The sequence below is a fragment of the Croceicoccus mobilis genome, assembly GCF_001661965.1.
Taxonomy (GTDB): Bacteria; Pseudomonadota; Alphaproteobacteria; order Sphingomonadales; family Sphingomonadaceae; genus Croceicoccus; species Croceicoccus mobilis.
On the sequence record NZ_LYWZ01000010.1, the window covers coordinates 1 to 26,423 of the forward strand.

General features: G+C 62.5%; 27 protein-coding genes. 5 read left to right on the top strand and 22 right to left on the bottom strand.

Features of this window, described 5'->3' with window-relative positions; all coding sequences use genetic code 11:
- Nucleotides 1–120 precede the first annotated feature (120 nt).
- Complete coding sequence (gene istA / locus A9D13_RS02505) at nt 121–1,614, top strand: IS21 family transposase (protein ID WP_011950768.1); 1,494 nt, start codon at nt 121–123, stop codon at nt 1,612–1,614.
- Nucleotides 1,611–2,378 carry an IS21-like element ISSsp5 family helper ATPase IstB gene (gene istB / locus A9D13_RS02510; RefSeq protein WP_007686288.1) on the top strand — a complete coding sequence of 256 codons (768 nt, stop codon included), beginning with the start codon at nt 1,611–1,613 and terminating at the stop codon, nt 2,376–2,378. Before istA ends, istB begins: the two co-directional genes overlap by 4 nt.
- A gap of 43 nt (nt 2,379–2,421) precedes the next feature.
- Here istB and A9D13_RS02515 read toward each other — a convergent pair whose 3' ends face one another.
- From A9D13_RS02515 to A9D13_RS19980, 4 genes are all read right to left on the bottom strand, one after another.
- Nucleotides 2,422–3,012 (bottom strand): patatin-like phospholipase family protein, encoded by a 591-nt coding sequence (locus tag A9D13_RS02515; RefSeq protein WP_066769703.1) that lies wholly within the window; start codon nt 3,010–3,012, stop codon nt 2,422–2,424.
- Entirely contained in the window at nt 2,999–5,212 is a 2,214-nt protein-coding gene (locus A9D13_RS02520) for an anti-phage 6A-MBL system cap2_3 protein (RefSeq protein WP_082922046.1), read from the bottom strand. Before A9D13_RS02520 ends, A9D13_RS02515 begins: the two co-directional genes overlap by 14 nt.
- Nucleotides 5,199–6,314 (bottom strand): anti-phage 6A-MBL system MBL-fold protein, encoded by a 1,116-nt coding sequence (locus tag A9D13_RS02525; RefSeq protein WP_066769709.1) that lies wholly within the window; start codon nt 6,312–6,314, stop codon nt 5,199–5,201. Before A9D13_RS02525 ends, A9D13_RS02520 begins: the two co-directional genes overlap by 14 nt.
- A gap of 61 nt (nt 6,315–6,375) precedes the next feature.
- On the bottom strand, nt 6,376–6,615 hold the full coding sequence (locus A9D13_RS19980) for a DUF2188 domain-containing protein (RefSeq protein ID WP_082922044.1): 240 nt from the start codon (nt 6,613–6,615) through the stop codon (nt 6,376–6,378).
- Between the two features lie 135 nt (nt 6,616–6,750).
- On the opposite strand from A9D13_RS19980, the gene A9D13_RS02530 reads away from it, so the two are divergent.
- On the top strand, nt 6,751–7,074 hold the full coding sequence (locus tag A9D13_RS02530; RefSeq protein ID WP_066769717.1) for a helix-turn-helix domain-containing protein: 324 nt from the start codon (nt 6,751–6,753) through the stop codon (nt 7,072–7,074).
- The gene (locus A9D13_RS02535) at nt 7,074–7,982 is read left to right on the top strand and encodes an ImmA/IrrE family metallo-endopeptidase (protein ID WP_066769719.1); all 909 of its coding nucleotides are present in this window, start codon (nt 7,074–7,076) and stop codon (nt 7,980–7,982) included. Before A9D13_RS02530 ends, A9D13_RS02535 begins: the two co-directional genes overlap by 1 nt.
- 92 nt (nt 7,983–8,074) lie before the next feature.
- On the opposite strand, the gene A9D13_RS02540 is transcribed toward A9D13_RS02535, so the two are convergent.
- Both A9D13_RS02540 and A9D13_RS21385 read right to left on the bottom strand, forming a co-directional pair.
- Nucleotides 8,075–8,710: a S24 family peptidase gene (locus A9D13_RS02540; protein WP_066769721.1), complete on the bottom strand. Its 636-nt coding sequence runs from the start codon at nt 8,708–8,710 to the stop codon at nt 8,075–8,077.
- 300 nt (nt 8,711–9,010) lie between these two features.
- The gene (locus A9D13_RS21385; RefSeq protein ID WP_373288791.1) at nt 9,011–9,145 is read right to left on the bottom strand and encodes a DUF6961 family protein; all 135 of its coding nucleotides are present in this window, start codon (nt 9,143–9,145) and stop codon (nt 9,011–9,013) included.
- A gap of 109 nt (nt 9,146–9,254) precedes the next feature.
- On the opposite strand from A9D13_RS21385, the gene A9D13_RS02545 reads away from it, so the two are divergent.
- Nucleotides 9,255–9,464, top strand: a complete 210-nt coding sequence (locus tag A9D13_RS02545; protein WP_066769723.1) for a hypothetical protein — start codon at nt 9,255–9,257, stop codon at nt 9,462–9,464.
- Nucleotides 9,465–9,468: 4 nt separating this feature from the next.
- On the opposite strand, the gene A9D13_RS02550 is transcribed toward A9D13_RS02545, so the two are convergent.
- Genes A9D13_RS02550 through A9D13_RS02625 form a run of 16 tightly spaced genes read right to left on the bottom strand, consistent with a single transcriptional unit; the run spans nt 9,469 to nt 26,415 of the window.
- Entirely contained in the window at nt 9,469–12,171 is a 2,703-nt protein-coding gene (locus tag A9D13_RS02550; protein WP_066769736.1) for a conjugal transfer protein TraG N-terminal domain-containing protein, read from the bottom strand.
- A gap of 10 nt (nt 12,172–12,181) precedes the next feature.
- Nucleotides 12,182–13,618 carry a conjugal transfer protein TraH gene (locus tag A9D13_RS02555; RefSeq protein ID WP_066769738.1) on the bottom strand — a complete coding sequence of 479 codons (1,437 nt, stop codon included), beginning with the start codon at nt 13,616–13,618 and terminating at the stop codon, nt 12,182–12,184.
- A complete protein-coding gene (locus tag A9D13_RS02560; protein WP_066769740.1) occupies nt 13,608–14,420 on the bottom strand; it encodes a conjugal transfer protein TraF in 813 nt (270 codons plus the stop codon). Before A9D13_RS02560 ends, A9D13_RS02555 begins: the two co-directional genes overlap by 11 nt.
- The gene (locus A9D13_RS02565; protein WP_066769742.1) at nt 14,417–16,138 is read right to left on the bottom strand and encodes a conjugal transfer protein TraN; all 1,722 of its coding nucleotides are present in this window, start codon (nt 16,136–16,138) and stop codon (nt 14,417–14,419) included. The genes A9D13_RS02560 and A9D13_RS02565 overlap by 4 nt, the downstream gene beginning before the upstream one ends.
- Complete coding sequence (gene trbC, locus A9D13_RS02570) at nt 16,135–16,890, bottom strand: type-F conjugative transfer system pilin assembly protein TrbC (protein ID WP_066769745.1); 756 nt, start codon at nt 16,888–16,890, stop codon at nt 16,135–16,137. Before trbC ends, A9D13_RS02565 begins: the two co-directional genes overlap by 4 nt.
- Nucleotides 16,887–17,900, bottom strand: coding sequence for a conjugal transfer pilus assembly protein TraU (gene traU, locus A9D13_RS02575; protein ID WP_066769747.1), 1,014 nt, complete (start codon nt 17,898–17,900; stop codon nt 16,887–16,889). Before traU ends, trbC begins: the two co-directional genes overlap by 4 nt.
- Entirely contained in the window at nt 17,897–18,529 is a 633-nt protein-coding gene (gene traW / locus A9D13_RS02580) for a type-F conjugative transfer system protein TraW (RefSeq protein ID WP_066769749.1), read from the bottom strand. The genes traU and traW overlap by 4 nt, the downstream gene beginning before the upstream one ends.
- Nucleotides 18,529–19,035, bottom strand: coding sequence for a S26 family signal peptidase (locus tag A9D13_RS02585; protein WP_066769751.1), 507 nt, complete (start codon nt 19,033–19,035; stop codon nt 18,529–18,531). The genes traW and A9D13_RS02585 overlap by 1 nt, the downstream gene beginning before the upstream one ends.
- Nucleotides 19,032–19,412: a TrbI F-type domain-containing protein gene (locus tag A9D13_RS02590; RefSeq protein WP_066769759.1), complete on the bottom strand. Its 381-nt coding sequence runs from the start codon at nt 19,410–19,412 to the stop codon at nt 19,032–19,034. The genes A9D13_RS02585 and A9D13_RS02590 overlap by 4 nt, the downstream gene beginning before the upstream one ends.
- Complete coding sequence (locus A9D13_RS02595; RefSeq protein ID WP_066769762.1) at nt 19,405–19,809, bottom strand: hypothetical protein; 405 nt, start codon at nt 19,807–19,809, stop codon at nt 19,405–19,407. Before A9D13_RS02595 ends, A9D13_RS02590 begins: the two co-directional genes overlap by 8 nt.
- Nucleotides 19,809–22,358, bottom strand: a complete 2,550-nt coding sequence (traC, locus tag A9D13_RS02600) for a type IV secretion system protein TraC (RefSeq protein ID WP_066769764.1) — start codon at nt 22,356–22,358, stop codon at nt 19,809–19,811. The genes A9D13_RS02595 and traC overlap by 1 nt, the downstream gene beginning before the upstream one ends.
- Complete coding sequence (locus A9D13_RS02605; protein WP_228275084.1) at nt 22,355–22,939, bottom strand: hypothetical protein; 585 nt, start codon at nt 22,937–22,939, stop codon at nt 22,355–22,357. Before A9D13_RS02605 ends, traC begins: the two co-directional genes overlap by 4 nt.
- Complete coding sequence (locus A9D13_RS02610) at nt 22,936–23,814, bottom strand: DsbC family protein (RefSeq protein WP_010412614.1); 879 nt, start codon at nt 23,812–23,814, stop codon at nt 22,936–22,938. The genes A9D13_RS02605 and A9D13_RS02610 overlap by 4 nt, the downstream gene beginning before the upstream one ends.
- Entirely contained in the window at nt 23,811–25,094 is a 1,284-nt protein-coding gene (locus tag A9D13_RS02615; RefSeq protein ID WP_010412616.1) for a TraB/VirB10 family protein, read from the bottom strand. The genes A9D13_RS02610 and A9D13_RS02615 overlap by 4 nt, the downstream gene beginning before the upstream one ends.
- A complete protein-coding gene (locus A9D13_RS02620) occupies nt 25,094–25,849 on the bottom strand; it encodes a type-F conjugative transfer system secretin TraK (protein ID WP_010412619.1) in 756 nt (251 codons plus the stop codon). The genes A9D13_RS02615 and A9D13_RS02620 overlap by 1 nt, the downstream gene beginning before the upstream one ends.
- Nucleotides 25,846–26,415, bottom strand: a complete 570-nt coding sequence (locus A9D13_RS02625; protein ID WP_010412621.1) for a type IV conjugative transfer system protein TraE — start codon at nt 26,413–26,415, stop codon at nt 25,846–25,848. The genes A9D13_RS02620 and A9D13_RS02625 overlap by 4 nt, the downstream gene beginning before the upstream one ends.
- Nucleotides 26,416–26,423: the final 8 nt, after the last annotated feature.

Below are 26,423 nucleotides of genomic sequence, written 5' to 3' on the forward strand. Positions count from 1 at the left end.
TGAGAACGGCGGAGCAATATTCGACCACGGTAGCGGCGGGATAGTCCTGCTGCGGGCGGCGTAAAAGTCGTCCACCTTGAAGCCTTTCTGCCGAGTCAGGGAGGTGTGGGGATCTACAGCGTGGAACTTTATCTTCAGGTCCGTCTGGCTTGCGCGGATGGCATGAGCCAACGGGCGGCGGCGAAGCGTTTCAATGTGTCGCGCGAAACGGTACGCAAGATGCTGTCGTTTTCATCGCCGCCGGGTTACCGGCGCCAGTCCGTACCGCAGCGCCCGAAGCTGGACGGGTTTGTGGCGATCATTGATGGATGGCTTGAGGGTGACCGCAGTGTCCCGCGCAAGCAACGCCATACGGCGAAGCGGGTATTCGACCGTTTGCGCACCGAGCATGGTTTCACCGGCGGCTATACGATCATCAAGGATTACATCCGGGAGCGCGAACAGCGCAGCCGGGAGATGTTCGTGCCGCTGGCGCACCCTGCGGGAGATGCGCAGGCCGATTTCGGGGAAGCGCTGGTGGAGATCGGCGGGGTGGAGCAGAAGGCCTACTTCTTCGCGCTCGATCTGCCGCACAGTGATGCCTGCTATGTGCGGGCCTATCCGGCGGCGGTGGCGGAGGCCTGGGTGGACGGACACGTGCATGCCTTCGCGTTTTTCGGCGCGGTACCGCGCTCGATCGTCTATGACAACGATCGCTGCCTTGTGACGAAGATCCTGCCCGACGGCACGCGGCAGCGTGCCACGCTGTTCAGCGCTTTCCTGTCACATTACGTGATCCGCGACCGCTATGCTCGCCCGGGCAAGGGGAACGAGAAAGGCAATGTGGAGGGGCTGGTAGGCTATTGCCGGCGCAACTTCATGGTGCCGATCCCGAAGTTCCCGACCTGGGAGGCGTTCAACCTGTGGCTGGAGGAGCAATGCCGCAAGCGCCAGCAGGACAAGGTGCGCGGGCAGAGCGAGACGATCGGTGAGCGGCTGCAGCGCGATCTCGCGGCCATGCAGCCTCTGCCCGCTACACCCTTCGAGGCCTGCGATCAGAAAGGCGGGAGGGTCTCCTCGCAATCCCTGGTGCGCTACAGGACCAACGATTATTCGGTTCCGGTGGCCTGGGGCCATCAGGAGGTCTGGATCAGGGCCTATGTCGATGAGGTGGTGATCGGCTGCCGCAGCGAAGTCATCGCCCGTCATCCTCGTTGCTATGCCCGCGAGGAGGTTGTCTTCGACCCGCTCCATTATCTCCCGCTGATCGAGCAGAAGATCAACGCATTCGACCAGGCTGCGCCTTTGCAGGGCTGGGACCTGCCCGAAGCGTTCACGACACTGCAGCGGTTGATGGAAGGGCGCATGCACAAACATGGCAGGCGCGAATATGTGCAGGTACTGCGCCTGCTGGAAACGTTCACCCTCGCCGATCTCCAGGCGGCGGTCGAACAGGCCATCGATCTTGGCGCCATCGGCTTCGATGCCGTCAAGCACCTCGTCCTGTGCCGGATCGAACGCGTACCGCCCAGGCTGGACCTGGACGTCTATCCCTTCCTGCCACGCACCACGGTCGAGAAGACCTTTGCCAGAGCCTATCTGAGCCTGCTCTCCGACCGGCAGGAGGCCGCATGAGCGATCAGGCCCCGGAGATCCTTCTCGCTCACCATCTCAAGGCGCTCAAGCTGCCTACGTGCCTGCGTGAGCATCACAAGCTCGCGCGGCAATGTGCCGCTGAAGGCGTCGATCATATCCGCTTCCTCGCCCGCCTCGTCGAGATGGAAATGATCGACAGGGAGCGTCGCATGGTCGAGCGGCGCATCAAGGCCGCGCGCTTCCCCGCCGTCAAAAGCCTCGACAGCTTCGACTTCGCCGCCATCCCCAGGCTCAACAAGATGCAGGTGCTCGAGATGGCGCGCTGCGAGTGGATCGAGCGGCGTGAGAACGCCATCGCTCTGGGGCCATCAGGCACCGGAAAGACGCACGTAGCGTTGGGGCTCGGACTGGCAGCATGCCAGAAAGGACTGTCGGTGGGCTTCACCACCGCGGCAGCGCTGGTCAGCGAAATGATGGAGGCCCGCGACGAGCGCCGTCTTCTGCGCTTCCAGAAGCAGATGGCCGGATACAAGCTGCTCATCATCGACGAACTGGGCTTTGTGCCGCTCTCCAAGACCGGCGCCGAACTGTTGTTCGAGCTGATCTCCCAGCGTTACGAACGCGGCTCCACCTTCATCACCAGCAACCTGCCCTTCGACGAATGGACCGAAACCTTCGGATCTGAGCGTCTCACAGGCGCGCTCCTCGATCGCCTGACCCATCACGTCAGCATCCTCGAGATGAACGGCGAAAGCTATCGCCTCGCGCACAGCCGGGCCCGCAAGGCCAAAACCAGACCCTGAAAATTACACCAATGCCGGGGGGAGTGGCCCTCGGGCTACGCCCTCACGCCACTCCCCCCGGCATGTAACACGATGGCCTGGTTTTACGCCGCCGAATGGCCGACTTTTGCTCCGCCGTTGACAGTCGATCCTTCCGCAGGCTCGGCAAAGTCTGATGAGCGAAAACCTGGCTGAACACCTTCCGCAAAATTGTCGTGCGGCTGGCGCTCCGGCGGATCGAAGATTGCGCCAACCAACTGCTTTTGAACCGCTTGCGAAGCCGGAGACCTCCAAGCACGCGACACACAACGAATGCCAGCAGACGATCAGTGCCAACCGCTGCAAAATTCGCGAGCGCCTTCAATCCCTCGAAAGATGACACCGCCTGCAAAATGGCTGGGCGCAAGAATCCACGCTTAAGTAGCTGTTGAGTCTTCACTTCGAAGGTTGCGAAATCCCCCGGCGTTTGGCAGTAGAGGGCGGCGAGGACGCTGCCGCCCGACACCGCTGAAATCGTAGCGACTTGGTCTAGCAAGCCTTCGTCATGAAGGGCGCGCAGGCACCCAAGATGGAACGCCATTGCCCGGGATCCACCGCCTGACAGCGCAAGGCCGATGTCCGGCCGGGTCCCAACGGTCGGATCAGCCTGCGGCATGGTCGATAGTCCCTTCGCCGCTTATGCAGCCCGACCAGCCAACCCTGAACCAAGTATCGACTTCACCGCATATGAACATGGCGTAGGGTGAACCGGTTGGCTCGATATGGGCTTGAAGATAAGCGAATACTCCTTCGTCATCGCCGCTCGGTCGGGCGCTCACGCCCTTTGGATGGCTATGCCATTCGCCGACATATTGGATGGTTCCTGCCGAGCGTAGATGGATTGCATCGACATGCGGCTTAAGATCCTTCGCGCCGCGCTCGAAGTATGTCGGTGACTGCCGACTGTCGGGCGGAGCGGGAAGCGCGTCTAGGACGTGCAGCACACTGCGGGAGAGGTCGAAGGAACCGAGAAGAACCCCGCCTGTTTCGTTCGGCGCCGCTCGTTCTCTCAGCGTTCGCATCGCTGCTACCGCATTTTGAGAGACCGAGACCCGAAAGTCCGCCAGCGCATGACGCGAGACCTGCGACACCGTGACACTGAAAGGCAAGACCAACCCATTTTCCGGATTGAGTCTCCAAAGGTGGAGCCGCGACCGATCGGCGTCGGACAGAATTGTGGCCAGTTGGCCGGCAGCAATCCCGCTTAGGGTCTGAACCTGCCAGGGAGGCAGGGGCCTAGTGAGATCTTGGCAGGCATTCGCATAGCGCAGCATGTCGAGACGAGCACTGCCGAGATGTCTCATCAAGGGGCGACAGGTTCCCGCAGCGAGAAAATACTGCGCTTCGATCTCGTCGATACGTACGCTGCGATTCCCGTCCTCGGCGAGAAGCACGAGGTCGCATCCGTCGGGATTGAAAAAGAGGCTGGCGACCCGCGCTGCGGGTTCGGCATCGGCAAGGTAGCCAAGCGCTGCGGGAGAAGCGCTGAAATCGACCGTGAGGTCGGCTTCTGCGAGCGCCTCATCGATGGCGGCGCGCTCGTTGCCGGAATCGAGTATGTTTGCGATAATGGCTTTGCAGCCGTCTTCGTCGAGGATGGCATCGAGCAAAGCGCGCTGAGTCTCTGCTTTCGGCCAGCCTATCATATCGTTGGTTTGGACCTGCCGCACGAGATTGTGCGGCAGCAACACGTCGTCGTCGACGACAGTCCAAGTACCAAGCCCGGCCCGGGTGGTATTCGCCATGACATGCGAGCCGATCGCGCCTGCACCAATCCCCACGAGCTTAAAATCGCGTTCGGCGGCGTTTCCTGAATAGAGTCGCGCGAGGCTGCGATCGATGCGATTGACGACTCGCCAGCCATGGAGTTTGATCGCTGACAAATCGGGTTCGGCACCGCCCAGGAGGACGCCCAATGCACCTTCTGGAGTGCGTTCGGCTCGCCCAATCAGCACGCTGAGCTCATGCAGTCTTACGTTTGGCGAGAAGGCTATGACCTCGAACGCTTCGACCTCAGCCTCAGCCGAGCTCTTTTTTGGGATGGTGATTAGCAGGACAGCCATCGCGTCATTGCCGGCCATCCGCCCGACTATCCAATCGCCGAGCTTTTTGGAGATATCTGTGCCCATTGGCTCTAGAAGATCCCGGAGCTCGCCGAGTGTCGTCGGCCGCGCGTGGAGCGCGCCGTGCACCTGAGGTTCGACTGTCTCCTGAAACAGAGAGAACTCAACGAAGCCAGTATCCCTGGTCTCGGAAGCCCCAAGCAGGAGTGTATAGCGACCGGCGCTCTCGATGGCCTTTTGGACGTAACACTTCTCGGGTGGAACCCCGGATGGCAGGATGAGTGTGTTAGCCGTTGAAGGGATCAGTGGTTCGAGCGACTGGCCTTCTTGGTGGAGCTCGCCGCGTGCGGTGCGCGCGAACCAGTCGCGGATGCGTTCGACGAGTGCCTGCGCCGTCAGCCCGCGCTTTAGATCGGCCCAGTTCTCCTCCCAGATACAGAGGCTAAGACCATCGCCGGTTGCCGCGAAGTTGGTATGGACATTATCGATTGGAAAGTTGTCTCGTCGGGAAAAGACGCTCGGCGGGTATTCATCGTCGGGCCAGAACAGGAGGCGCACCGGCTCCTTGTGCCTAATGTCGACAGCCTTATCCTGCACCAGCTCGGGCTGCACGACCAGGTCGACTTGGTCGAACGCACCACTGAAGTCGCTACCCTGAAGCCTGGCAAAGGCAGGAACCGAATCCTGTGCCAGATAAGAGAGTAGATCCCGCGCTCGCTGCGATCGGGGTGTGTCAGCCTCAGCGCCCGCCACGGCCCGCCCGCGGCGCAGCACCGGTCAGCAGCGCGGCAGAACCTCCCGCGCTCTTCGTCACGCTGAAGCCCTTCTTTCCGATCTCGATTTCGAGAGGCTTTGGCTTCGTGCTGCTTGGATGATCCATGGTGACGAGAAATTCGCCGTCGTGCCCCTTGGCGACCCGCTTGTAGTAGTTCGCTGCTTGGCGATGTGGAGGCTGATCGCTGTCGTCATTCCCAGGGATGGGGCAGCTAGTCGAAACCAGCAGCGCACCTTTGGTGCCCTGATCCTCATAGAGCCATGCGATACGCTCGCCCGGTTCAGTTTCGTCTTTGCCCTTCTCTGCAGCGAGCGAAAGGTAACTAGTGTGGTGCGGGACGTTGTTGATGTCCCAGATCAGCCGATCGTCATTCTTCTTCTTGCGCGTGATCCGGATGATGTCGTCGATGACCTCGTGCCCAACATCCGCCGAAAGCAGGAGCCGGGTCAAGCGCTCGTCGACGTCGAAGGTCGCTTGCATAAAGATCGCGGTGTCGTTGCGCTTGTAGGTGTCATCCTCGCAATGCTCGGCGAAGGGTGACAGTACGAAGAATTCGATGCCGTCAGCCGCAAGATTGAACTCCGGGGCAAGAGTGCCTGCGTCGCTGATAAGGTTACGCCGCTTAGCGGGGTCAATACCACGCTCCTTGAGGAAGTCGTTGAGCGCATCTGGACGACCAAAGACTCGTATGCCTTCGCCCTCGATGAAGCGGTGCCGCGCCTCGGAGCGCAGCGTTCGTGCTTGGCCCTTGACCCCCTCCTCAAGGATTGCCGTTGCCGGGACCCACATCGTCTTTATCTTGATACGGTCATCATCTTGGTACTTTTCCGCGTGGTTCAACCAAAAGACCTCGCTAGCGCGTTTGCAGTGATCCGTGTCGAGGTGCGTGAAAGCCACCACATCGATCTCGTTGCCGCCATCGAGCCGGGCGCGTATCTCTCCCTCAAGATCACAGCGCTTGTCGTCTTTATCGTCAGGATTGCGCATGTCCGCGAAATCGAAGAGCGTACGACGGTCGTTATCGAGTTCGATGAGGCAGGTATCGGCATTTCCGATTGGAAAGAAAGTAACTTTGGGCATTCAACCTTCTCCATGACCCGGTCAAGCGACCAGATTTCATCCTCGCGCTTTATTCCAGTCGCTATTTCCTGTCTTTCGGTGGGCAGGGGTCATTGCCGTGGCTATCGCTACGGGCAATCTTACCATCCCGGTTGTGGATGCGAAATTCGGAGTTCTGATTGCGGCTAATGTCACGGCCGCGGTCAATCGCTTCGCGTTTCGTGTCATGGTGCGTGCTGGCGCGGCTGGCGCCACCCCTCTTTACATCCCATCCCCCGCTCGGATTGGGGACCACGTGGTGGCTCTTCGGACCTTTGCTCATTGACGGATCCCTCGCGATTTAACATCTTCGGCGCAAAGAAAATACGCCTACTCCGGAAATCATATCTATCGCTTGAAAATCGGAAGTCAAGAAGTTAATGTGCGCCTACACCGAATTTTTTGAGGAGGGCCGCTTGTGGTCAACATCTTGGGCGATAAGATTCGCGACCTGCGGAAAGAGAAGAAGCTGACGCTTGACAAGCTCGCGGAGCTAACCGGCTCGAGCAAGAGCTATATATGGGAACTGGAGAACAAAAATCCACCGCGACCATCAGCCGAAAAGCTGTCGAAGATTGCCGAACAGCTGGGAGTGACAATCGAATATCTGCTCGACGACGAAAACAAGGTTACTGAAGCTGATGCAGTCGATGCGCAATTCTATAGAAAATACAGAAATATGCCCGCTGAGACGCGCGAAAAAATCCGCAAGATCGCTGACATGTGGGACGATAGCGAATAATGGACGGTAAGTCGCCGCAACGCTGGGCCATCGACCTGACCCTGCTTCTCAATGCTCGTGACGGTGGCGATCGCTTTCCTGTAGATGTGAAGTCTCTAGCGAAGGACTATTCGCATCAGGTTTTCCCGAATGACCCGGTCACGCTTATCAAGGGTGCCAGCCTCGATCGTTTTGAAGGCGGGCTCTACAAGGCCCCGGCAGGCAAGAAGGGCTGGGGCATCATCTACAATTCGGAGATCAAGTCCCCGGGTCGAATCAACTTCACCCTCGCCCACGAGTTTGGCCATTATCTCGTCCATAGGCACCAGTTTCCCGATGGCCTGCAATGCAGCGCAGAGGATATGGCGAAATGGGATAGCACCTATGGCCAGATCGAGCACGAAGCGAACGAATTTGCAGCAAGCTTGCTAATGCCCCGTGACGACTTCGCAAGGCAGCTTCCACCGAAGAGCAAGCCTGCCTTTGAAGACCTCGGCGCATGCGCAGATCGTTATGGGGTCTCGCTTTCGGCAGCGACCTTGCGTTGGTTGCAGTTCAGTGAGCGTCGGACCCTGCTCGTGGTGTCACGAGATGGTTACATCTTGTGGGCGCGTTCAAGCCCAAAGGCGCTGCGCACCGGAGCCTACATTAAGACCGCGAACATGCCGCCAGTCGAGGTGCCAAGTAGGTCATTGGCCGCTCAACCGCATCTGTTGGAAAACGGCAAGGGTAAAGCTGAGCATGATGCTCTTGGATGGCTAAACGAGCCGTGCATCGAAGAGACTTTTGTTTCGGAGCGCTATGACACGATCTACACACTGTTGCATCTCGGCCCTGCTCCATCCTGGAGCGGGCATGGAAGCGACACCGAGGAGGACAGTTTTGACCGTATGACAAGCCGACCACCTGGATCTTCTTGGCTTGGTTAGAATTGCTGAAGGGGAAAGTTCTCTGACCGATGACCGCTATCGCGTCAGTTTTCTCGAAACCGGATTAACCGCTTGCGGCCCAAGTCCTGCCGCTACAAGGCTCGGCCAAACCAGATAACCCGGCCCACCACGTGAACCTCCGACCGATCCATGTCGTGCCAGGTCGGGTAAGCAGGATTATCGCTGGCAATGGTAATCTGGCGGCCACCCGGCTTGATGGCGATACGCTTCACGACCAACGCATCATCAGCCCGCAGGACGTAGATTCCATCGCGCAATCGTGAGCCATGGTCTGACGCGTCGACCAGGACCTCGTCACCATCGCTGAGCGTGGGTTCCATCGAGTCACCCTTTACGCCGACGATCGACAGGCTGGCGCTCTTGGCCGAGGTCAGGTGCCGCAGCCACCGCTCATCGAACCCGAACCGTGTGTGTGCGGTCTCACTAGACGCGACCGCGCCAAAGCCGGCAGATGCTTCGACATCGAGAACCGGTATCTCTACCATGCCATCATTGACCGGGTTGGCGGGACCGCCGAGCACTTGCTCATCTACGCCGAAGAAGCAGGCGAGTGTCTTTCGGTCTTCGTCATCGAGCTTTCTCGGAGAGCCGCGCTTGATGAATTGTTGTACATAAGCGGGGTTGCGGCCGAGCAGCCGCGATATCGAAGCGTAGCCATATCCACCCTTGAGGATCAACCGGTCGAGTTCTTCCCTGACGTGTTCCATCTGTCTGTCCTTCGAATCTCAATCGTAGGAATTTTCCTAGACTCGCCGATATGAACCTACTAAGAACATAACAAGAACACAAGGGATTTGCGAGTCGGAGCGAAAGGGTCATGACCTTGCTGGAACGGATCGAAAAGTATCTGAAAGATCGTCATATTTCGGCGACACGCTTCGGTAGGCGGGCAGTCGGTGATCCTCGATTCGTACTCGACCTCAGGCAAGGGCGTAAGCCGCGCCGCAGAACCCTCGAGCGGCTGGAAGCGTATCTACAGTCGGTTGAGAGTACCGATCCCGACTGCATCAAGAGTGAGGGTGAGTGCGCTCGCCAAGCTGATAATAGCGACCTGCAACATCCTGCCAGAGTTTTGCCCCGTCGAGCTCGCCGGCCTGGCTTAGCTGATCGATCTTCGACGCAATGAATTTTCGGGTCTGCAGGCCAAGACAGCGTTCTCGCTTTCGAGATGCTTCTTGGCTATTTTCTCAGCGATGCGTTGAGATGATTTAGAGGGGAGAGGGCCGATTTACCCCCGAAGGAGAATGAGCCATGAGCGATCCAGACAAGAATCCCACTGGTGGCAAGCAGGACTGGGAAGGTCTTCGTGAAGTCGACCGGGCCATCGCCGAGAATCGTCTCACTTCCTACACCTGGAAAAAGACTTGGGCTGACCCTTGGGGACGGCTCAAGTTGATTGTGATTTTTGCTGCATTGGCAGCTTTTGTCGTGTTCGTAATTGTGCACGACGTCATCCTTTAGCATCCTACCATTCCTTCACATCGTCCGCCGCTTCGGCAGAGGCTCCCTTCGCATCGCGGGTCTTGCCATCGAGGTAGCCTTTCACGGTCCCGATCCGTCGATCTCCCTGTTGCTGCACCCGATCGACATCGCGGGCGATGTCTTCACGTTCGCTGGACGGGGCGTTCAGGCTTCCCGGCACACCGCTAAGCCGCACTGATCCCCGGACGCTCTCGGCGCTGCTCACTGAGGGCCGAGCGATGGACGCAGAGGCCGGCAAAACCAGGTCGCCCGAGATCTCGTCGTTGAGCCGGTCCGCATAGCCTTCGACGAACCGTGCCTGGAGCTGCTGGCCCCGCGCGCTCATCTGGAAGTCGATGTCGTCAAAGCGGACCGGGCCGTAGTAGTCCCGGTTAGCCTCGATCTCCGCCATGCCCCATTCGCGATAGGCCTGGCTGAGGTTGAGAGTGCCTGCGGCATTGGCACTTTCGTACCAGCTTGCCTGGTTCTCGAGCCGGCTGGCGATCTCTTCGGCGCGGCGCGCTTCGCGTGTGTAGCTCTGCGCTTCGGTGATCGAAGTCGAGATCCCCGCCGAGCTGCTGGACACCAGCGCTTCGGAGCTTGAGCTTGTCTCACGCAAGAAGCCCTCGCGCGTGCTCGACCAGCTACGGCTGTCCGAGATCTGGCGCAGCGCTCCCATGATGCGCGAGCGGTCTTCTGAAGCGATCCCGATATCGCTATCGGTCCAGCTCTGGTTGCGTCCTCCCTTAACACCTATGCTCGCCGAGCCAGCGCCTTTTTCTCCCTTCAGTCCTAGAGCGCCATCCCCGTTCAAGAACCAGGATACGGTGATGTCATCGGCCGCGCGGCGCGAAAGCCCGAATTGCTGCTGGAGTGTCTTCGAGGCGTTGTCGACTTCGCTGAAGGCGCTGCCGATGCTGTCGCTCGTTGACGTGCCACTGACGCTCTCGTTCGAGCGCGAGCGGGTGTAGGCATCGCGCAACTCGCTGAAGCGGGTGACAGCCGAACTCGTTGATTGCTGGGCAAGGTTCGAGAATGTCTCGCTCTGGCCGCGGCTCTGGCTAGCCATGGTCGCAAGCCGGCTCGAGAAGTCCTGCCCGAGTGTCGGGGTAAACGGATAGCTCGAGGTCGGCACGGTGGCGAATTCGGCTTGAGCGAAGCCGGTGGTCTGGGTGCCGTTTTCGCCCGTGGCTCGCGTCTGCGCGGCGCCGTAGCCAATGTTGGGCGCGAGGCTGGCTTGCGCAAACTGGCGCGAAAACACGTTCGAGTTCTCAAGGCTGGAATTGCCGAGCGAAACATTGCCGGTGCTCGCTTCGCGCGCCGCCTCTTCTGCCGCGTTCTGGCTCGGATTGAGGTAGCTCGTTGCCTGGCCCGATATTGCGAGCGCGCCCCTGGCGACGCCGCCTGCAAGGAACGGTATCGATGCAACGAGATAACCGGCCAGGATCCCGATATCGTTGTTGACGTCGGTCATGCCGGAGAAGGTCGCGAGGCTGAGACCGGTTGCGCCGCCCGCTGCCGCCACATCGCTCGCGCCCTTGAGCATCAGGATCATGTGCAGGATGACGAACAGCGGCCCCCAGGCTGCCAGATAGAAGAAGCCCGTGACGTATCCTCTGAGTGCGATCGGTCCGGTCTTGGGCATCAGGAACAGCGGGAAGAGCACCGGAAAGAGCGCGTAGAATACGACCGTCAGGACGACATTGAGGATCGGGACCCACTTCATCGCGTTATGCGCGATCGAGGAATAGGTCCGTTCGGTCTGGATATCGGCGCGGGTCTGCGCGAACACATCGACGCTCGATGCGCCGCTTGCTCCGGCGAAGCCATGCATCGCCTGGTTCATGGCGTTGATGGTCAGAACCTGGCGGAAGATGCTGCTTGCATCCTTCGAGACTCCTGTGAGGTACTGATAGGCAATCGGCAGGTCGGCAATGAGCTTGGCCGTCGCGAGCGCTTCGGTCTCCCGGGGGTAGAGCTGGCGCCCGGCGACCTGCGTCATCTCATCGATAAGCCCGGCCCATTGGCTGGAGAGCGCAGTGTATGCTTCGCGGCAGGTGATGATCGTGGCCGTGACGCTATCATCCGCCTGCCGGGTTACGAAGCGCTGTGCACGCGCGGCACTGCCGGGCGCAATCGTCGCCCAGATATCGTTGCTCTCTGACAGCTCTTTCATCGAGTAGCGGCCTAGGAGCAGGTCGTAAAACACGCATTGCCGGATATGCTCATCGAAATTGGCGGCAAATTCCGGATCGGCAATGCGCAGCGAGCGTGTCGCCTCAAGCAGACGAGCGCCATAAATCATGCCGTTCTTCGAATAGTTGAGATCGTCGGGAAGGCCGAAGACGAGCTCTGCGGAACGGGTTAGATAGTCGCCCGCCTGGCTGGTAAAGCTTGCCATGAGCGCTAGGCCCAGCGGGACATTGGCGACCGTGGCCGGTGCAAGGCTCGGATTGACGCGGTCGGTGACCTGCACATCCATGCGCGGCACCATCAGGCACATGTAGATGAGCGTCGCGCCGAGGAACCAGTTGAGCCAGGCGCGCCAGTCCTGGTTGAACGCGACGACAATGACCGCAAGCGCCATCCCCATGACCAATGCCACCTGGATCAGGCTCTTGTAGCCACCGGCCCCGGTCCACGCGGCGACGGCGTTCAAGACATTGACGATGTATTCGCCGCCGCCGGTGGTGAAGATCTCGACCATGGTGCCCGCCTCAGGGGACGATCGAGCGCGACTGGAGTCCGCGCGACCAGTCGAGCGCGGCGGACATCGAAGGCGACATCGAGGCGGCAAGCGCGTTCTCGATCATCGCGGTCTTCTCGATGATCTGCATGATCGCGGAGACCTTGGCCTGTCCGGTTGCCTGCCGCTGGACGAGGCCAGAGCGCACCTCGGCGACCTGGCCACGCCAGATTGCGAGCTTGGCTTCGTCGGCGGCGATGAAGCTTGCCATCGAGCGACCGGCTTCCGAGACGATCCGGTCGAGGATGGCATAGAGCAGGTCGATGCTAGCGATCTCAGCGAGCGTGTCACGGTCGTCGGTCGGCATTCCGCGCCCATAGGCGGCCTGGACGGTAAGGATCTTGTAGAGCGGCACCGAGGCAACCTGCAGCAGTTCCTTTTCGGCATTGCCGATCGCGGTGTCGGTGCGGATTGCATCAACCATATTGCCGATAAGCAGCGCCACACGTGGGCGTATGGCCTTCGCATTCGATAGGCTCATCTGCTCGAAGGTGGGATTGAGGCAAAGATCGGTCTCGTCGCAGCGAAAAACGCGCACGGTCTGGCCCTGCGTCCCGTCTAGGAGCGCGCTTACGAGCGTCGAGGACGCGTCGCCCGAGAACGGCACGAACTTGCCTGCCTCGTCATCCTTGGGCGGCACGTAGATGACCGTGCCAATCAGCGTCATGGCGTATTCTGCAAGCTCGCGGTCGAAAGTGCCGCCGGGATTGAAGAAGGCGCTCTTTTTCAGGACGTGCCAGGTGTAGTTGCGCGCGACGCCGGGATTGACGTCAGCATAGTCGGTGCCGGCGCTGTCGTTGGTTGAAGCGCGTTGTCCGCGTGTGCCGCAGCCATGCTTGGCTGCGGCGTAATCCGTGAAGATCCCTTCCGAATTGCCGATCGCCTCGCAGATTGCCTTGTCGGCCAGATCGCCCTTGGGCCAGATGCCGCCGACCAGCCCTTGCGCCATTTCACACGAGTTGATCGACAGATTGTTCATGAGCTGAGCCTTTTGGCTGAACTCCTGCATGATCTTGTTGCACTCGGGGCAGACGGTATCGATCGCCAGGCTGAAGGCGAACCCGACCGCGTTGTTAGCAACCGCCTTCATGAGCGCGACCATCTCGCTCGCATTGATGAAGGAAAAGGACCCCGCAAAGATGTCGATCCCGCCGCAGCCCGCCCTTGCGCGCGGCAGCTGGAGATTGGCGATATTGGTGGTCTTCTGCGGGAAGCGTGTCCAGACATTGCCGAGGCTGTAATAGCCCGCCGATTGACCTTCGAAGGCGGTCGGGCCGGTGACATTCGCCGCCGCGCCCATATCGTCAATGAAGCGGTCCATGCTGTCGCCAACATTCGCTGCGACAGGTGAGCCGACCAAACTGGTGGCGGCGAGGGTCAATGCCGCATTGCGGATGCTAGTAATCATGTCCTGCTTCCTTGGAGGTGAGAAGGTAGATGCGGTCCTGGAGTTCGTCGGCCGAGAGCACACCGTAACCGATCGGGATCGGGCGTTTGGTCACGCTGTCCCACAGCACCAGAGCGGGGGTGGCTTTGCCTTCGAGACCAAGCTTGCCGCGCTGGTTTGTCTCGACCCGATAGTCGGGAAAATGCCGGGATGGACCGCCATCGGTGGAGATCGCGCGCACGGTGATCCGCCAGCGGTCGGCGACGCCCTTCACGATCGGGCTCATCACTTCGCACGGTCCGCAGGTCGAACTGAAGAAATAGAAAAGGCCGTAGCGCTGCGAGAGCGTTGCCATGACGTGATCGCGCTCCGCGCTGCGGGCATCCTGCCACTGCTTCTTGGCGACCGCTCCGACGGGGCGTTCAAGCGTGTAGTCGAGGTCCGGGTCCTGCCAGATCGCCCGCTGCCAGACATCGGAGAACAGCGAGGCGCGGTCGAGCTGCGCGCGCTGGAAGCGGATATAGGCCGCTACATTGGCCTCGGTCGGATAGAGGATCGCGCGCGCCTTGAGTTCGCGAAGCTCGGAGGTGATCGCGTCGAGTTCCTGCGTTGCCGCGACCTGCTCGGCTTCAGGCTGTTGTGGCTCTTCAATGGGAGCGGGCTTCACGCAGTAGAACCAGTAGCCGAGCCTGCGCTCTTCGCAGTAGAGCGCGTCTGCCGAGGTGGTCGATCTTGTGTCCCGCCGCTCCTGCGCCTGGGCCAGAGTGGCGGGCAGGGCAGCGATGCCGAGCGCGAGCGCCGTGAGGTGATGCAGATGGGTCATTGGCCGCCCCTTGCGTAGTAGTCTTCGATCTTCTGCTGGATGAGGATGGAGGTCTCGAGTTCGTCGGGAAGTCGGGCCGCGTCGGTGAACTCGGCATAGACTTCGCTGAAATCCATCCGGCTGAGGTCGAGCCGGGCAAACTCGTCGAGAGTGAACCCCTCACATTGTTCTTCTTTGGGCTTGTCCCATGGCTTGGGGAGCTGCTTGCGGCCCTGTTCCTGCAGGATCCGCGACAGCTTGCTCTCGAAGCAGCAGTAGACCTTCTTCTTGGTGAGGCAGACGCCGAGGAACTTGTCCGAACAATAGGTCCCCACATAGGCGCACAGCCCCTGCGCATCGCGCTGGTGGAGTAGCACTTCCTCGCGATCGCAGCCGAGCGCAACCAGCAGGCTGATCCCCGGAATGAGCGGGAAACCCTTACCCTTGCAGCAGTTGAGCACGCCGAAGACCTTGGACGAGCAGGTGTTGCGCGTGCCGCGGAACAGTGTCAGCGTGTTCGGATCGAACTGGCCGCGCGCCTCGTCCATGGCGTGCAATGCGACCGCCGCATCCTTGAACTCGTCATTGGCGGTGCGCTCGATCGTCTCGCAGCTGCCATCGATGCAATAGACATCGCCGTCGCAGACATACTGGGTGGAGCTGTCCGTACCGGGCAGGGGACATTCGTAGATGCGCTCCCAGGTCTCGCAGGGCGTCTCGTCGGTGAGGCATTCCTCGCCGATGAACCGGCAGGTGCCCTGGCTTTCGATGTCCGAACAGTCGGTCGCCGCATCGCGCGATGTGCAGGTGTAGCTACGCTGCCATTCCCAGCAGGGCCGCGTAACCGAGACACCGTCGATCACCCGTGTCTGCGGATCGGCATCGGTGCAGATCTCGGTATCGAGCGTACAGTCGCCATTATCGGCAAATCCGGTGCACTGGCTCTCGTCGGAAAAGGTATCGATCGAGTTGTCCGTGGTCACCGCATAGGGCGTGTAGCGCGCATCTGGAGTGTCGCATGTGATTTCGGCGATGGGGTCGCCAGGTTCGGTGCAGTATCTGTAGAACTGGTCCTGCCGCCACTGGAGGCAGGGGCCGGGCCGATACCCCGTGATCCGGCACGAGCCTCCATCGAATGCCGAGCACCAGGGATATCCATAGACTGTGCTCGTCTCATTGCAGAGATAGTGCCATTGCTGGCGCCGGGTCACGCTGGCAACGAGCGGCACCGCGCACTGACCCACCGACTGGTCGATCCGCGTGCCGGTGTTGCAGGTCGCAGTATAGGTTCCCGCCGCGCTCGAGCCGGGCGGCAGCGGGACACAATTGCCCTGGCCGCCGGAGATATCCATGCCACTGGTATAGTCGAGCGGGGTCTCGTTGATGGCGAGGCTGCGCGCGATGACGTCCTCGATCTCGCTTGGATCGAAGCGCGCGCGATTGGCCACGCTTTCGCGCATTGCCCGATAGCCCTGGTGTCCGGAGGCTGCCGCTGTCGCATTGCTCTCGATCCGGTCGGGGTCGCCGGCGAGCGATTCGAGGTTTTGCACGGCGTCGCGGTCGTAATTGGGCAGGTTTGCTGCATTGGGCTGCGATCTGGCAGCTTCTTGCGCTTCGCCGCGCAGGCTTTGGCCAAAGGCCTTGCCATCGGCACGCGCGTCCTGCTGCTGCGCGGAAAGGGGCGCGGCGACGGCGAGAAGACCGAGCAGTCCTATGCGAAGCGATTGTATGAGCCTCATGGCCGTTCTCCTTCGAGCCTGCGGGAATGGAGGCGCGCGAGCTGCGCTCCCGGACCGCCTCCCGAAGCGAAGGTGTCAAGCACTTCGGCCACGCTGATATTGCCGGCAATGCGGTCGTGCGGCGGCAAGACGTCTTTGCAGTCGAACCCGTCGCAGGGGCTGAAATCGCTTGCGATCATCACGAAGCTCGGGGCAACCTTGATATCGAAGGCGCGGAACAGGCGCGGGTCGATCCCGAGCGCGCCGGCATCATCGCTATCGCTCCAGATGGCGGCGATGCGTTTCTTGAAGCTCGAGCTGTCGCCTTGCGGGAAACCGCGCAGTACGGTGACGCCGCCGGCCCTTGAGACATCGCGAACCAGCGCCTTCAATGAGGGCTCGGGCATTGCCAATGAGGCAAAAGCGATGAACCGGGGCGTGTCGCCCATCGCTGCCACTTCCGCGTCGGCCTGGGCGCGGATCATGCCATCGAGATCGAGCGGCCCGGCATTCGCGGTCGCCTGCGCAGTCTCGGCATAGGCTGCGCGATTGTCGAAAGCCGTTTGCTGAGCGGCGCGCGCGTCTTCTGCGAGGGCATCCGCTTTTGTCCTGACCGATGTGGCGAGAGCCTCGGCGTCGGCGGCATGTTCGGCCGCGCGTGCGCGGATCTCAGCGAGGTCAAGATCGGGCCCGGCATCCTGCGCCGAAGCGGCGGCAAATCCGGCAGCGATCACGAGGCTCAGGCCAACGAGTATGGGGAAAGCGTTTCTCATAGCGCGCAGCAATTCCTCTTGCGCCAGACGAGGTATCCCATGTCTTCGCCGATGGCGGGGATGACCTGTCCGGGGGACTGGAAGGTGGTTGAGGCGCCGATGGGCGGGCAGGCGTAGCGGCCCTTGGTCGCCGGGTTGGGGTTGGTGGTCTGGAAGCGGTATTGCTGCTTGCGCATCACCGGCATGAGGTACTTGCCGCACAGACCCTTCGAACCCATCGTCCCCCACGAGACCAGCTCGCGGTGGAGTTTGTAGGCGAAGCGTGAGAGCACGAGCCGCGAGGCCTGCACATGTCCGATCGAGGCCGAGACATTGCCGTTCATCGGGTACATCGACCCTTGGCAGCCCGCGCACCAGAACATCTCGTCGAGCGGCAAATTGGCGGTCGATGCAGCGCAATCGGCCGCACAGGCGGCGAGCGCCAGCGGGTTGGCAAACAGCACCGCTTCGGGATTGATTATCGCGGTGAGTTCGCTGTCCTGCCACAGCGGATCGATCTCTGAGATATAGAGGATATCGATCGAACCTGGCTCAAGGCACAGAAAGTCGGCGACGATTTCCATCCAGTAGATGAGCGGATAGGCATACCAATGGACGTGCCAGCTCGAATAATACTGGCTGGCGCCGCCCACCGCCGAAGGACCCGAGATTGAGCGGAACCCGATATCGAAGCCGGGATCGAGTTTCATCCCGCCGAGGTTGACGAAGCACCACGGCTTCATACTGACATCGGCGAGCCGAACCGGCTCCCAGAACCCCATCGCGATGCCGGGCCGAAGCCCGCACAGGCAGACTGGCAGGTCGGGATTGTCGGGATCGGGGCGATTGCTGGGCCAGATTTCGAGCCCGCCGACCGATATCGGGAACAGGCACGACCAGCAGATGTCGGTGATCGGGTTTACGAACTGCCCGGTGCATTTGCCCGGGCCGGCATCGGCCGAAGCGGGTGATGAGAAGACCAGCGATAGCATCGCCGTGAAGAGTACGAGGAAGGCGCGGATTCCGGTCATGGCTGTGCCTTCCGGCGCGGCAGCGCAATCTCGCTGACTTCGAGGAAGCGCCCGTTCTGGCGCACTCGCGCGGGAACAGCCTTGATACCGAATTTTTGCGTCAGCTTGCCACTCTGGTCGAAATAGAAACGGCGCTGGCGGGCCTTCATCAGTTCGAGCGGTGCGCCTTTCACGAGGATGAGCTTGGCATTGGCATCTTGCTTGAGCGCCCAGGCGATTTGCGCGGGATCGTCGCCGTCGAGAAAGAGGAGGTCGGAGCGCAGCTTGACGCTGTCGAGCGGATTGACCCGGGTTCCGGCGGCATGGATGAGCTCGCCTTTGGCCCCGCGGATATCGGCGGCGAGCGTGATCGTCGGGTCGAACGCCCAGCTACGGCTTGCGCTTGCGCGAGTGAGGCCGGCAACCGGTTCGGGCCGGTTTACGCGGGCGATCGTGCGACGCTTGAGCTCCTGATTGAGGCGGGCGGTCTCGCCCGAATTTTCCATCTGCGCGAGGCGCGTATGGATCTGTTCGAGCAGGTCGCGCTCGATCACGGGGAAGACCGCGCCGCGCTGGCCGTAGTCTCGTGCTTGCAGGCTGGCCGGGAGCGCAGCGAGGAGAAAGGCGCCGAGCGGAAGGAAGGAGCGCATCACAGGATTGCCCTCCCGCTGCCGAGGATCTGCCCGCGACACACGTACCCGATTGCGCCGTAGCGGCTGTCGAGCCCGCGCGGATGGTCGGTTCCGGTGTAGTAGCAACCTTCCGGTATTGCGCCTTCGGGACCGCGCGTAAGCGGCACGCCAAGGCGGGTGACCTCGAGCAGGCTCGCGACCTGCTTCCCGTTGATGAAGACCGCATCGCCCTCGTGGCGCACGACATCGCCCGGCATGCCAAGCACGCGCTTGCCGAACATCTGCGGTCCTTTTCCGAAATGCCTTTCGAGCAGCTCGCTTTGCGGCGGCTCGAAGAAGATCAGGCTGCCGCGTTCGATCGGCGCGTGCTTGTCGAGCCAGAACGCCCAGTTGGGCAGGCTCGGGCTCGCATTGATGAGGAACGCGTGGTCCTTGCTGAAGGCATCGAGCGGCGCCCAGGCGAGCGGCAGCAGGACGAGGCCCGAGAGCAGCAGCGAACGGCGGATCGTGCGGGTCAGGCTCATGGCTGCTTCTCCCCGGCGAGCTTGTCCGCAATGCGCTGCTCGAGTTCGGAGGTTGCGTCGTCGGCAGCGCCCGCGAGCACGGCCTCGGCAACCAGCACCACGCGGCCGTCATGGCCCATGTCGGCAACGGCGCTTTCGGCGGCCTTGAGATAGGCGAGGCTTGCCGCCTGGACGACCGCCGGATCGGCATCGGCGCGCGCGGCCTCCTCGACGAAGGTGCCGATGGTCTCGGCAAGCCGGACCGTGACGATCCGCTGCTTGGGGGCGCTGGTGACCTGCTGGGTAAGCCACGCGCCCCACAAGAGCGCAGCAACGAGCAAGGCTACGGCAAGCAGTTTCGGGCCAAGCAGGCGCAGCGGGAGGTTGAGTTTATCCATGGCGAGAAGATCCTTCGGAGAGGCGGCGGTCGAGGCGGCGCAGGAAGGCCGGCAGGCGCAGCAGGGCGAGACCGCCGGCTGCGATGAGAAACGCGATCTGGAGGTCCTGGGCAAAGAAGCGGCGCGCGATCGGATCGGCGGTGCGGTAGTGATCGGCGAGGTTGCCGAGCTGCGCGAACAGCGCCGTGAGATCCCAGCCTGCTACAGCCAAGAACACGAACAGCGGCAGGCCGAGGACCAGCAGCAGCGTGCTCGCCGCGAAGCTTGCCGTTTTGATCAGCACCAGGCAGGTGCCCTGGAAAAGCGCCAGCCAGTCGATCGCACGGTGCTTGTCGCAGGCTTGTCTGACTGACGGAAGCGGCACGCGATCTACGAGCGTGGTGGTCTCGAGCACCATCACATGCCTCCTTCCACACCTGCGACCAGCGCGACTGCGCGCTCCAGCGGCATGCCGTTTTCGACATGGCGGTGGATTGCGGCATAGGTGTCAGGATCGGAGGAGAAGATGGTTGCCGAGAGTGGGTCGAGCACCAGGCGTCCAACGGCTTCCATCTCGGGACCTTTGAGGTAGATCTCGCTGTACTCGGTGCCCGAGCGCTTGAGGCTGCGGATCAGCGTCTCGGTCCGGTCGTCCATGTCGAGCCGGGCCTCCTTGCGGAAATCGGCGATGGTCTCGGGCTTCTGCTGGAGCACCAGCATCCAGTCGCTATTCTCGAGCGCGGCCCGCGCGCCATCGGACTTGTAATAGTCGTTCAAGGACTGGGTGGCGGTCGCAAGCGCGCCGCCATACTTGCGCGCGGTGCGGGCATAGGTCTCGACGAACTCGCCCATCGAACCGCCCCTGAGCATCGCCCAGGCCTCGTCGATCAGCAGCAGCTTCTTGGTCGAGCGCGACGAGCGCGTCATCGCCTGACCGGTCATGAACATGATTGCCGAGAGGACAACGCTTCGAAGCTCCTCGCGGGACGCGAGGTCGCTCATCTCGAAGACAGTGAAATCGTCTTCGAGCGCGAAACTCGCTTTCCCCGAGAAGAACCCGGCATAGCTGCCACCGCGGCAGAAGGGCGCGATCGCTGTGGCTAGGTCCTTGCCCGCCTCGTTCTCGCTCTGATGGAGCGCATGCGCGACGTCGTCGATCGCGCCCCCGCTGCCGAGCGCATTCCAGACCTGTGTTACTGCACGATCGATGAGGCCGCGTTCGGTGTCAGAGGGCGCGGCGCTTGGCCGCGCCATCTGGCCGACGATCGCCTTGATCATCGCAAAGCAGTCGAGCCGGTAATCCTCGTCTTGATGCGCCCTTGCATCGTCGACCATCGAGAACGGGTTGAGCGAGAATCCCGAGGCGAGCGTGAACTCGACAAAGCGGCCGCCCTGAAGTTTGATCGAGTGCTCGAAACTCCGGCCGTCATCGATCACCACGACCTTGGCGCCAGCGCCGCGCAGCGCGGCGCATAGCTCCTGCAGCAGCACCGACTTGCCCGAGCCCGACTTCCCGCAAATCGCGATGTTGTGGTTGCCCGCCTTGTTCTCGAAGGGCGACCAGAAGAAGGGCTGGCCGCGCCGTCCGAGCAGCAGCAGGTGCGGGATCGTGCCGCCGAGATACTCGCCCTGCAGGGGGGCGATATTGGCCGCGGTGGTCGAGAGCATGGTTCGAAAGCGTTTGAGCCGCGCAAGGTCGTGGACCAGACCATCGGCGAGGCTCAACGGGAACGAGGCGACGAGGCCCTGGAGCTGGAGGAAGCGCTCGTCGGCAAGGTCCCATCCGGCCGCCTTGTAAATCGCCTTGACCGTGCGCTCATGCGCATCGCCTTCGCCGAGCGGCGAGATCGTGGTGAGACCATAGAACAGCTTGACGAGCTTCTTGCCCGCTTGGAGTTCGGCCTGGACGTGTCTCCATTCTGCCGACTGCTCCGACAGTTTGGGCAGGAAGCGCGCGCTTTTGGTCTCCGACAGGCTGGTGGTGCGCATGAACTTGTAGCCTGCGCGCGCCGAGGCGGCTTCCTGGTCGGGATAATGCAGGCACAGCATGGTCGCAGCCGGGCAGGGAAAGCGCAGCTTGTCGGTGAACATGTCGCCGATGAGCCGCGCGCATTCCCACGGTGCCCAGCGCTCAGGGGTAGAGCGCACGCCGTAATGGCGCATATCGAAGCGGTCGGGATAGCATTCACCTACCTGCGGCACGCCATCTCGCGAGCGCCCGGTCTCGCGGAAGCGCTCGGTGCGCAAGATCAGCCGGTCGTCCTCGACTTCGAGTTCGATGTCGCGGCGGATCGCTTGCGCGTCGAGCGTGTCCTCGCGGTTCCAGTGGGTGAGATCGGGTTCGCGCGCGGTGGTCGGCGAGGTGAGCTCGTCGACCAGTGCGAGGAGGCCTGCGGGCTCGAGCCTGTTCGATGCAAGGCCGAGCGAGTTCAGCATCCCCGACATCCCGTCGCGGCATTCGGTGAGTTCTGCATCGGTGACGCTTCCGGGCACCGGAACGCCGAGCGAGAGCACCAGACGCACATGGCGTGCATGAAACGGCGCGTGTGCCGAGCCCGACTTCCAGACGAGATCGTAGAGCCGGTTGGTGCGGGCTTTCGCAATCGCTTCGTAGATCCCGCCCTGCTCGTAGCGCGGTGCGAACCACGGGCCGACGATGGCGCCGATGCGCGGGGACGCGAAGTTCAGCACTTGGAGGCAGGCGCCTTGCGGCAGGCTCTCGGAAAAGAACTGGCCGAGGATCTCACCTGTCCGCTCGTCGGCGCCGATGAGCGGGGTGACTTCGAGAATGAAGCCCTTCGAGTGCGCGTTGCGGTAGAGCCCCGGGCCCTCGTCATAGACTCGGTACGGAAGCCAGTCCGACAGCATGTCGAGCGCGAAACGCGGCTGCGCATGATCGCCCCTTTTCGCATCGCCGAACAGGCCAGCGAGAAGCGCGTCGCGCGCAGAGGATAGCGAGAGGTTCACTTGGGCTCTCCTTCGGGCAGAACGGGGTGGGGCACCTGGCCGGGGGAGGGGGGACGACCAGGTGCCCCGGGGTCCGGCGCTTTGGCGCCGGGCAGCTCCGTCAGATCCTGCGAGGGGATGACCAGGACATCGGGAGGCTGCTGGGGGGACGGATTGGAAAGCTGAAAAGGAATTGCTTCTGCGGCGGCGGGCGGGGCGACTTCTGCTTCAGCCGGACGCGCCAGTGCGCGAAGCACGTCGCCGGTCGAACGCGGCGCGCGCCAGCGCTCGGCAGCGCGATCGGGCAGCACGACATGAACAACCCGGGCCTCGTGGATGTGGCCCGTCCCGTCGCGGTAGCCCGCAACAACGATCCGCAATCCGCGATCACCGGCCCTGTGCGCTCCCGCAGAGGCATGACCGGACCGTTCTGCCTGTGAAACGCGGGTCGCGGTATCGTCGATCATCGAGGTCGGCGCGCAGCTTCCCTCCGGTGCCCGGCAGGAAAAGTCGCCCTTGACGTTGCCGCCAAGCGTCGCACAGCCGGCGATCATCAACGCGAGAATTGCCGTCGCTCCGACACGGGTCGCACCGCCGCTCATTGCTTCGATCCGGTCTTGGCATTGGCAAAGGCGCGCAGTGTCTTTGCATCACGGTAGCCGTGCAGCACCGCACCGTCGCGCGCCCGGACGATTACCGGGGTTCCGGCAAAGCCGTTGGCCTGTGCAAAGGCTTCGTTGGCATCGAGCGCAGCTGCTTTCTTGCAGGCGGCGCGCGGTTCGAGGTGCTTGCCGGTATAGGCGGCATGGAGCGCCCCGATCGGATCGGCGGCGCAGAGCACCGCCTCGGACCTGCGCCGGCTCGATGCGCCGAAGATCGAGATCGGCCGTTCCTCTACAAGAACGCCTGCCTTCTCGAGTTCGCCGGTGAGCCGCTTACAGTAGCCGCACTGGAAATCCGAGAAGACAACCAGCTTCGGCCCCTTGGGATTGCCCCACAGGATCGCGCCTTCCTTGGGAAGGGCTTTGAGATCGACATGCGTCGCGACCTGCCTGTCGCGGGTTTCGGCAACGTCATGGCGCCCTCCAGTGTCCTCGCCGGCGTGGCGGGCTGCGCCGGCGGCGAGCAGGTCGGGGTTGAGTTCGAGCAGGCGCGCGGCAGTCACGTCGCGCCGCTCCTCCATGTCGTAGAGCCGCCCGACGAAGAGGTAGCGTGCCGCTTCGTCGATGTAGAACAGCGTCTCTCCCGAGACGACCTCGCACCATGGCGCGAATGTCGTGCAATCGAGCGCGTCGATCGGCGTTCTGGGCAGACGAAGCTTGAGCGCTTCAACCACATCTCGCGTGATCGCGGCCTGCGCGGGCATGGCGGTTACGATCGCGACGCCGCTTGTAAGGAGGGCTGCTGCGCTGGCGGCGGCGAGCGATATGTGCGCGGCGCGCGCCTTGAGGCCGGGCCGCTGGTTCGAGTAGTTCATTGGGGTGTGCTCCTGACATGGACGCCGTCGAGAAAGACGATCTCGACTGCGATGCCGGTCGGCATCTCGACGACGGGTTGGTACTGTTCTGCGCGTTCGATGAGGTATTTGCTGACGGTGTCGGCGGCTTCGCCCGCGCCCTGGCCCAGGCCGCCTGCGAGGATGTCGGTCGGCGAGAGCGCGTCGCGCTTGCCGTCGCTGCCGACAGGCTGCGCAAAGATGCCGTTGGCATTGGCCGAGAAGCCGCGGCCGAAGCCGCCGACGATTCCGGCGAGCAGCGCCTGGCTGACGAGGCTGCCTTCGCGGCTGACGACATTGCCGCGCACGCCCGACTTGCCGGCGAAGGCGATGAATCCCTTCACTTCGCTCACCGCGAAGCGTCCGCCGGGCTGCGCACAGGTCATGCGCACGAGCTTGACGTAAACCTTCTCGGCCGAGAGATCGCCTCGCGCCGCGCCGTTGACGAGGCAGCCGGTGAGATCGGTGGTGAGGAGCTTGTTGCCCTGCAGCACCGAGCGCGCCGGACCGGTGATCCGCAGCACCACGGGCAGCGGATCGCTCTGGCTGGTGACCCCGGTCGAGGCGTCGACCCCGACGATTACGGTGGCAGGTGCATAGCTGTTGGGCGGCAGGTAATCGCGGCTTGCCTCGAGCAGCAGCGCCGGCGCGCTTTCGGTTGCCTTGGCCTTGGCGGTGCCCGGCTTGTCGTTTGAGAAGCTCAGCAGGCTTGCCTTGGGTTCGCTGGGTGGCTCGAGCGGTCCGGGAGCGAAGCCCGGAGCCCGCGGATCGACTGCGGCCACCGGCGCAACTGGGGGATTGGTGCGGACGGTTTCGAGTTCCGAGCGCAAGGCAGCGTTCTCCGCCGAGATCGCATCGATCGCAGCTTGCCCGTCGCTCAGCATCCGCGCGTTCTCGCCCCGCAGCGTTTCGAGCTCCTGCTCGATCGAAGCCCTGGGAAGCTGGGTCTCCTGCAGGTCCTTGATCGCCTTGCCCTGCGCATCGAGGCGGTTGCCGTAAGTGGCGACGAATTCGCGCTGCGAGAGATTGCGATTGACCAGCGCGCCGGTCTCGATCGTGGTTGCGCCCGCGCCGTCGGCGCTCGCTTCATCCTCGCCGCCGAAGATGAACATCGAACCGGCGATGAGCGCCACGCCGCCGATCCCGGCAAGCAACAGCTTCTGGCGCTGCGCGACCGTGCGGTTGAGATCGCGCCGGGCTTCGCCGCGCGTCTCGTCCTTTGGCGCTGCCGCGGGCGTATAGCTTGTGTCGGTATCGGCCATTATTTGAGCCCTCCCTTGGTAAAGACAAGGAAGGCTTGCGTGCTCTCGCCGGGCTCGAGGGAGTTGCGGCCATAGGCAAAGGCCAGCGCCCCGGCGGGCGCCTCGCGCTCACCGGCAAGGTCGACGAGTGCCGGGCCAAGATTACGGAGAGTAAAGGCTTGGCCGATCAGTTCGGCGCCTTCGTATTCCGCGACCTGCTGCACTTCGAGGCTGTCGGTGTGGCGTGGTCGCGAAAGTTCGGCACGGGCGCGGAAGCCCGGCAGGACCCCATCGCTGGCCATCGCTTCGATCAGCCGGATCGCGGCCTCGTCGCGCGTCACTGCTGCGCCTTCCCATTCACTCGCCTGGGATTTGGCGAGCGCGGGATTGGTGACGAAGAGCTGGCTCGCTTCCTCGCCTTCGACGCGGCAGGTGAACTTGTAGACATAGCCCGCGCTGCTCGTCGCGAAGAAGCTGACCTTGGCGCTCGCATATTGCAGCGGCACCGAGACATAGATGTCGCCGCGCACCGGCTCGTGGGTCACCTCGAAATCGTTGTAGGGAAAACCGCTCGCCATCTTCGAGACATTGGCGAAACCGTCCTCGATGAGGGCGATACGGGTCAGCGCGCCGCGCGCGAGCACGCAGTCGATCGCGGCGCCATCAGCGGCCTCGACGAACTGGTCGGCATGTGCCGGTGAAGCGTAGGCGGCCGTGGCGATTGCCAGCGCAACGCTGGTCAGCGCGGCGGGGAAGGGGCGGGATAGGAGTGTCATGGGTTCTCCTCCTCGTTTTCGGTTGGGAGCTGGCGGAAGCCGGTGAGGCCGAGACTGAGGCCGCGGCGGTTCCAGCTGAATTCGAAGCTGCGCTCTTGGCTTGCGATCACCTGCGCACCGACGAAGGTCTTGAGCGTGCCGGTGACGACAGCGGTGAGCGCCTGCGCGTCGACCTCCATCCGCGAGATGACGAAGGCCTGGCTGATGTCCGAACCGCGCTGCTCGTCGACGATCTTGACGAGCTCGGCCTTGAGGCTCCCGTGCGCTGACGGATCTGCCACCTTGAGGACCTGTTCCATCCAGTAGTCGAGGCTCTCGGGTGCGCGATTGAGCAGCATGAGCGCGGTGTCGCGGGTTACGAGTTCGAGGTAGTGCGCATCGGTACCGCCGCTCCCGAGCGTCAGGCGCTCGGTCGTGACAGGCACCAAAATGACGCTTTCCTCGCGCGTCGCCGCCGCGCCGACCGCCAGCAGGCTGGTAAGGCCCAGCACGGCTGACAGCGCGGCGAAGCGGTTGCGCTGTTTGAGGTGACGCTGCGCTTCCTCATAGGCGAATTCGTGTTTCACTTGGGTCC

What these genes read in the sequence shown, in the direction of transcription:
- A9D13_RS02605 (WP_228275084.1), bottom strand. Translation starts at nt 22,939, where the DNA reads ATGAGCGGCGGTGCGACCCGTGTCGGAGCGACGGCAATTCTCGCGTTG.
- A9D13_RS02515 (WP_066769703.1), bottom strand. Translation starts at nt 3,012, where the DNA reads ATGCCGCAGGCTGATCCGACCGTTGGGACCCGGCCGGACATCGGCCTT.
- A9D13_RS02545 (WP_066769723.1), top strand. Translation starts at nt 9,255, where the DNA reads ATGAGCGATCCAGACAAGAATCCCACTGGTGGCAAGCAGGACTGGGAA.
- A9D13_RS02595 (WP_066769762.1), bottom strand. Translation starts at nt 19,809, where the DNA reads ATGGTGCTCGAGACCACCACGCTCGTAGATCGCGTGCCGCTTCCGTCA.
- A9D13_RS02525 (WP_066769709.1), bottom strand. Translation starts at nt 6,314, where the DNA reads ATGCCCAAAGTTACTTTCTTTCCAATCGGAAATGCCGATACCTGCCTC.
- traU (WP_066769747.1), bottom strand. Translation starts at nt 17,900, where the DNA reads ATGACCGGAATCCGCGCCTTCCTCGTACTCTTCACGGCGATGCTATCG.
- A9D13_RS02565 (WP_066769742.1), bottom strand. Translation starts at nt 16,138, where the DNA reads ATGAGGCTCATACAATCGCTTCGCATAGGACTGCTCGGTCTTCTCGCC.
- A9D13_RS02535 (WP_066769719.1), top strand. Translation starts at nt 7,074, where the DNA reads ATGGACGGTAAGTCGCCGCAACGCTGGGCCATCGACCTGACCCTGCTT.
- istB (WP_007686288.1), top strand. Translation starts at nt 1,611, where the DNA reads ATGAGCGATCAGGCCCCGGAGATCCTTCTCGCTCACCATCTCAAGGCG.
- A9D13_RS02610 (WP_010412614.1), bottom strand. Translation starts at nt 23,814, where the DNA reads ATGAACTACTCGAACCAGCGGCCCGGCCTCAAGGCGCGCGCCGCGCAC.
- A9D13_RS02620 (WP_010412619.1), bottom strand. Translation starts at nt 25,849, where the DNA reads ATGACACTCCTATCCCGCCCCTTCCCCGCCGCGCTGACCAGCGTTGCG.
- A9D13_RS02555 (WP_066769738.1), bottom strand. Translation starts at nt 13,618, where the DNA reads ATGATTACTAGCATCCGCAATGCGGCATTGACCCTCGCCGCCACCAGT.
- trbC (WP_066769745.1), bottom strand. Translation starts at nt 16,890, where the DNA reads ATGAGAAACGCTTTCCCCATACTCGTTGGCCTGAGCCTCGTGATCGCT.
- A9D13_RS19980 (WP_082922044.1), bottom strand. Translation starts at nt 6,615, where the DNA reads ATGAGCAAAGGTCCGAAGAGCCACCACGTGGTCCCCAATCCGAGCGGG.
- A9D13_RS02590 (WP_066769759.1), bottom strand. Translation starts at nt 19,412, where the DNA reads ATGGATAAACTCAACCTCCCGCTGCGCCTGCTTGGCCCGAAACTGCTT.
- A9D13_RS02550 (WP_066769736.1), bottom strand. Translation starts at nt 12,171, where the DNA reads ATGGTCGAGATCTTCACCACCGGCGGCGGCGAATACATCGTCAATGTC.
- A9D13_RS02540 (WP_066769721.1), bottom strand. Translation starts at nt 8,710, where the DNA reads ATGGAACACGTCAGGGAAGAACTCGACCGGTTGATCCTCAAGGGTGGA.
- A9D13_RS02560 (WP_066769740.1), bottom strand. Translation starts at nt 14,420, where the DNA reads ATGACCCATCTGCATCACCTCACGGCGCTCGCGCTCGGCATCGCTGCC.
- A9D13_RS02615 (WP_010412616.1), bottom strand. Translation starts at nt 25,094, where the DNA reads ATGGCCGATACCGACACAAGCTATACGCCCGCGGCAGCGCCAAAGGAC.
- A9D13_RS02585 (WP_066769751.1), bottom strand. Translation starts at nt 19,035, where the DNA reads ATGAGCCTGACCCGCACGATCCGCCGTTCGCTGCTGCTCTCGGGCCTC.
- traW (WP_066769749.1), bottom strand. Translation starts at nt 18,529, where the DNA reads ATGCGCTCCTTCCTTCCGCTCGGCGCCTTTCTCCTCGCTGCGCTCCCG.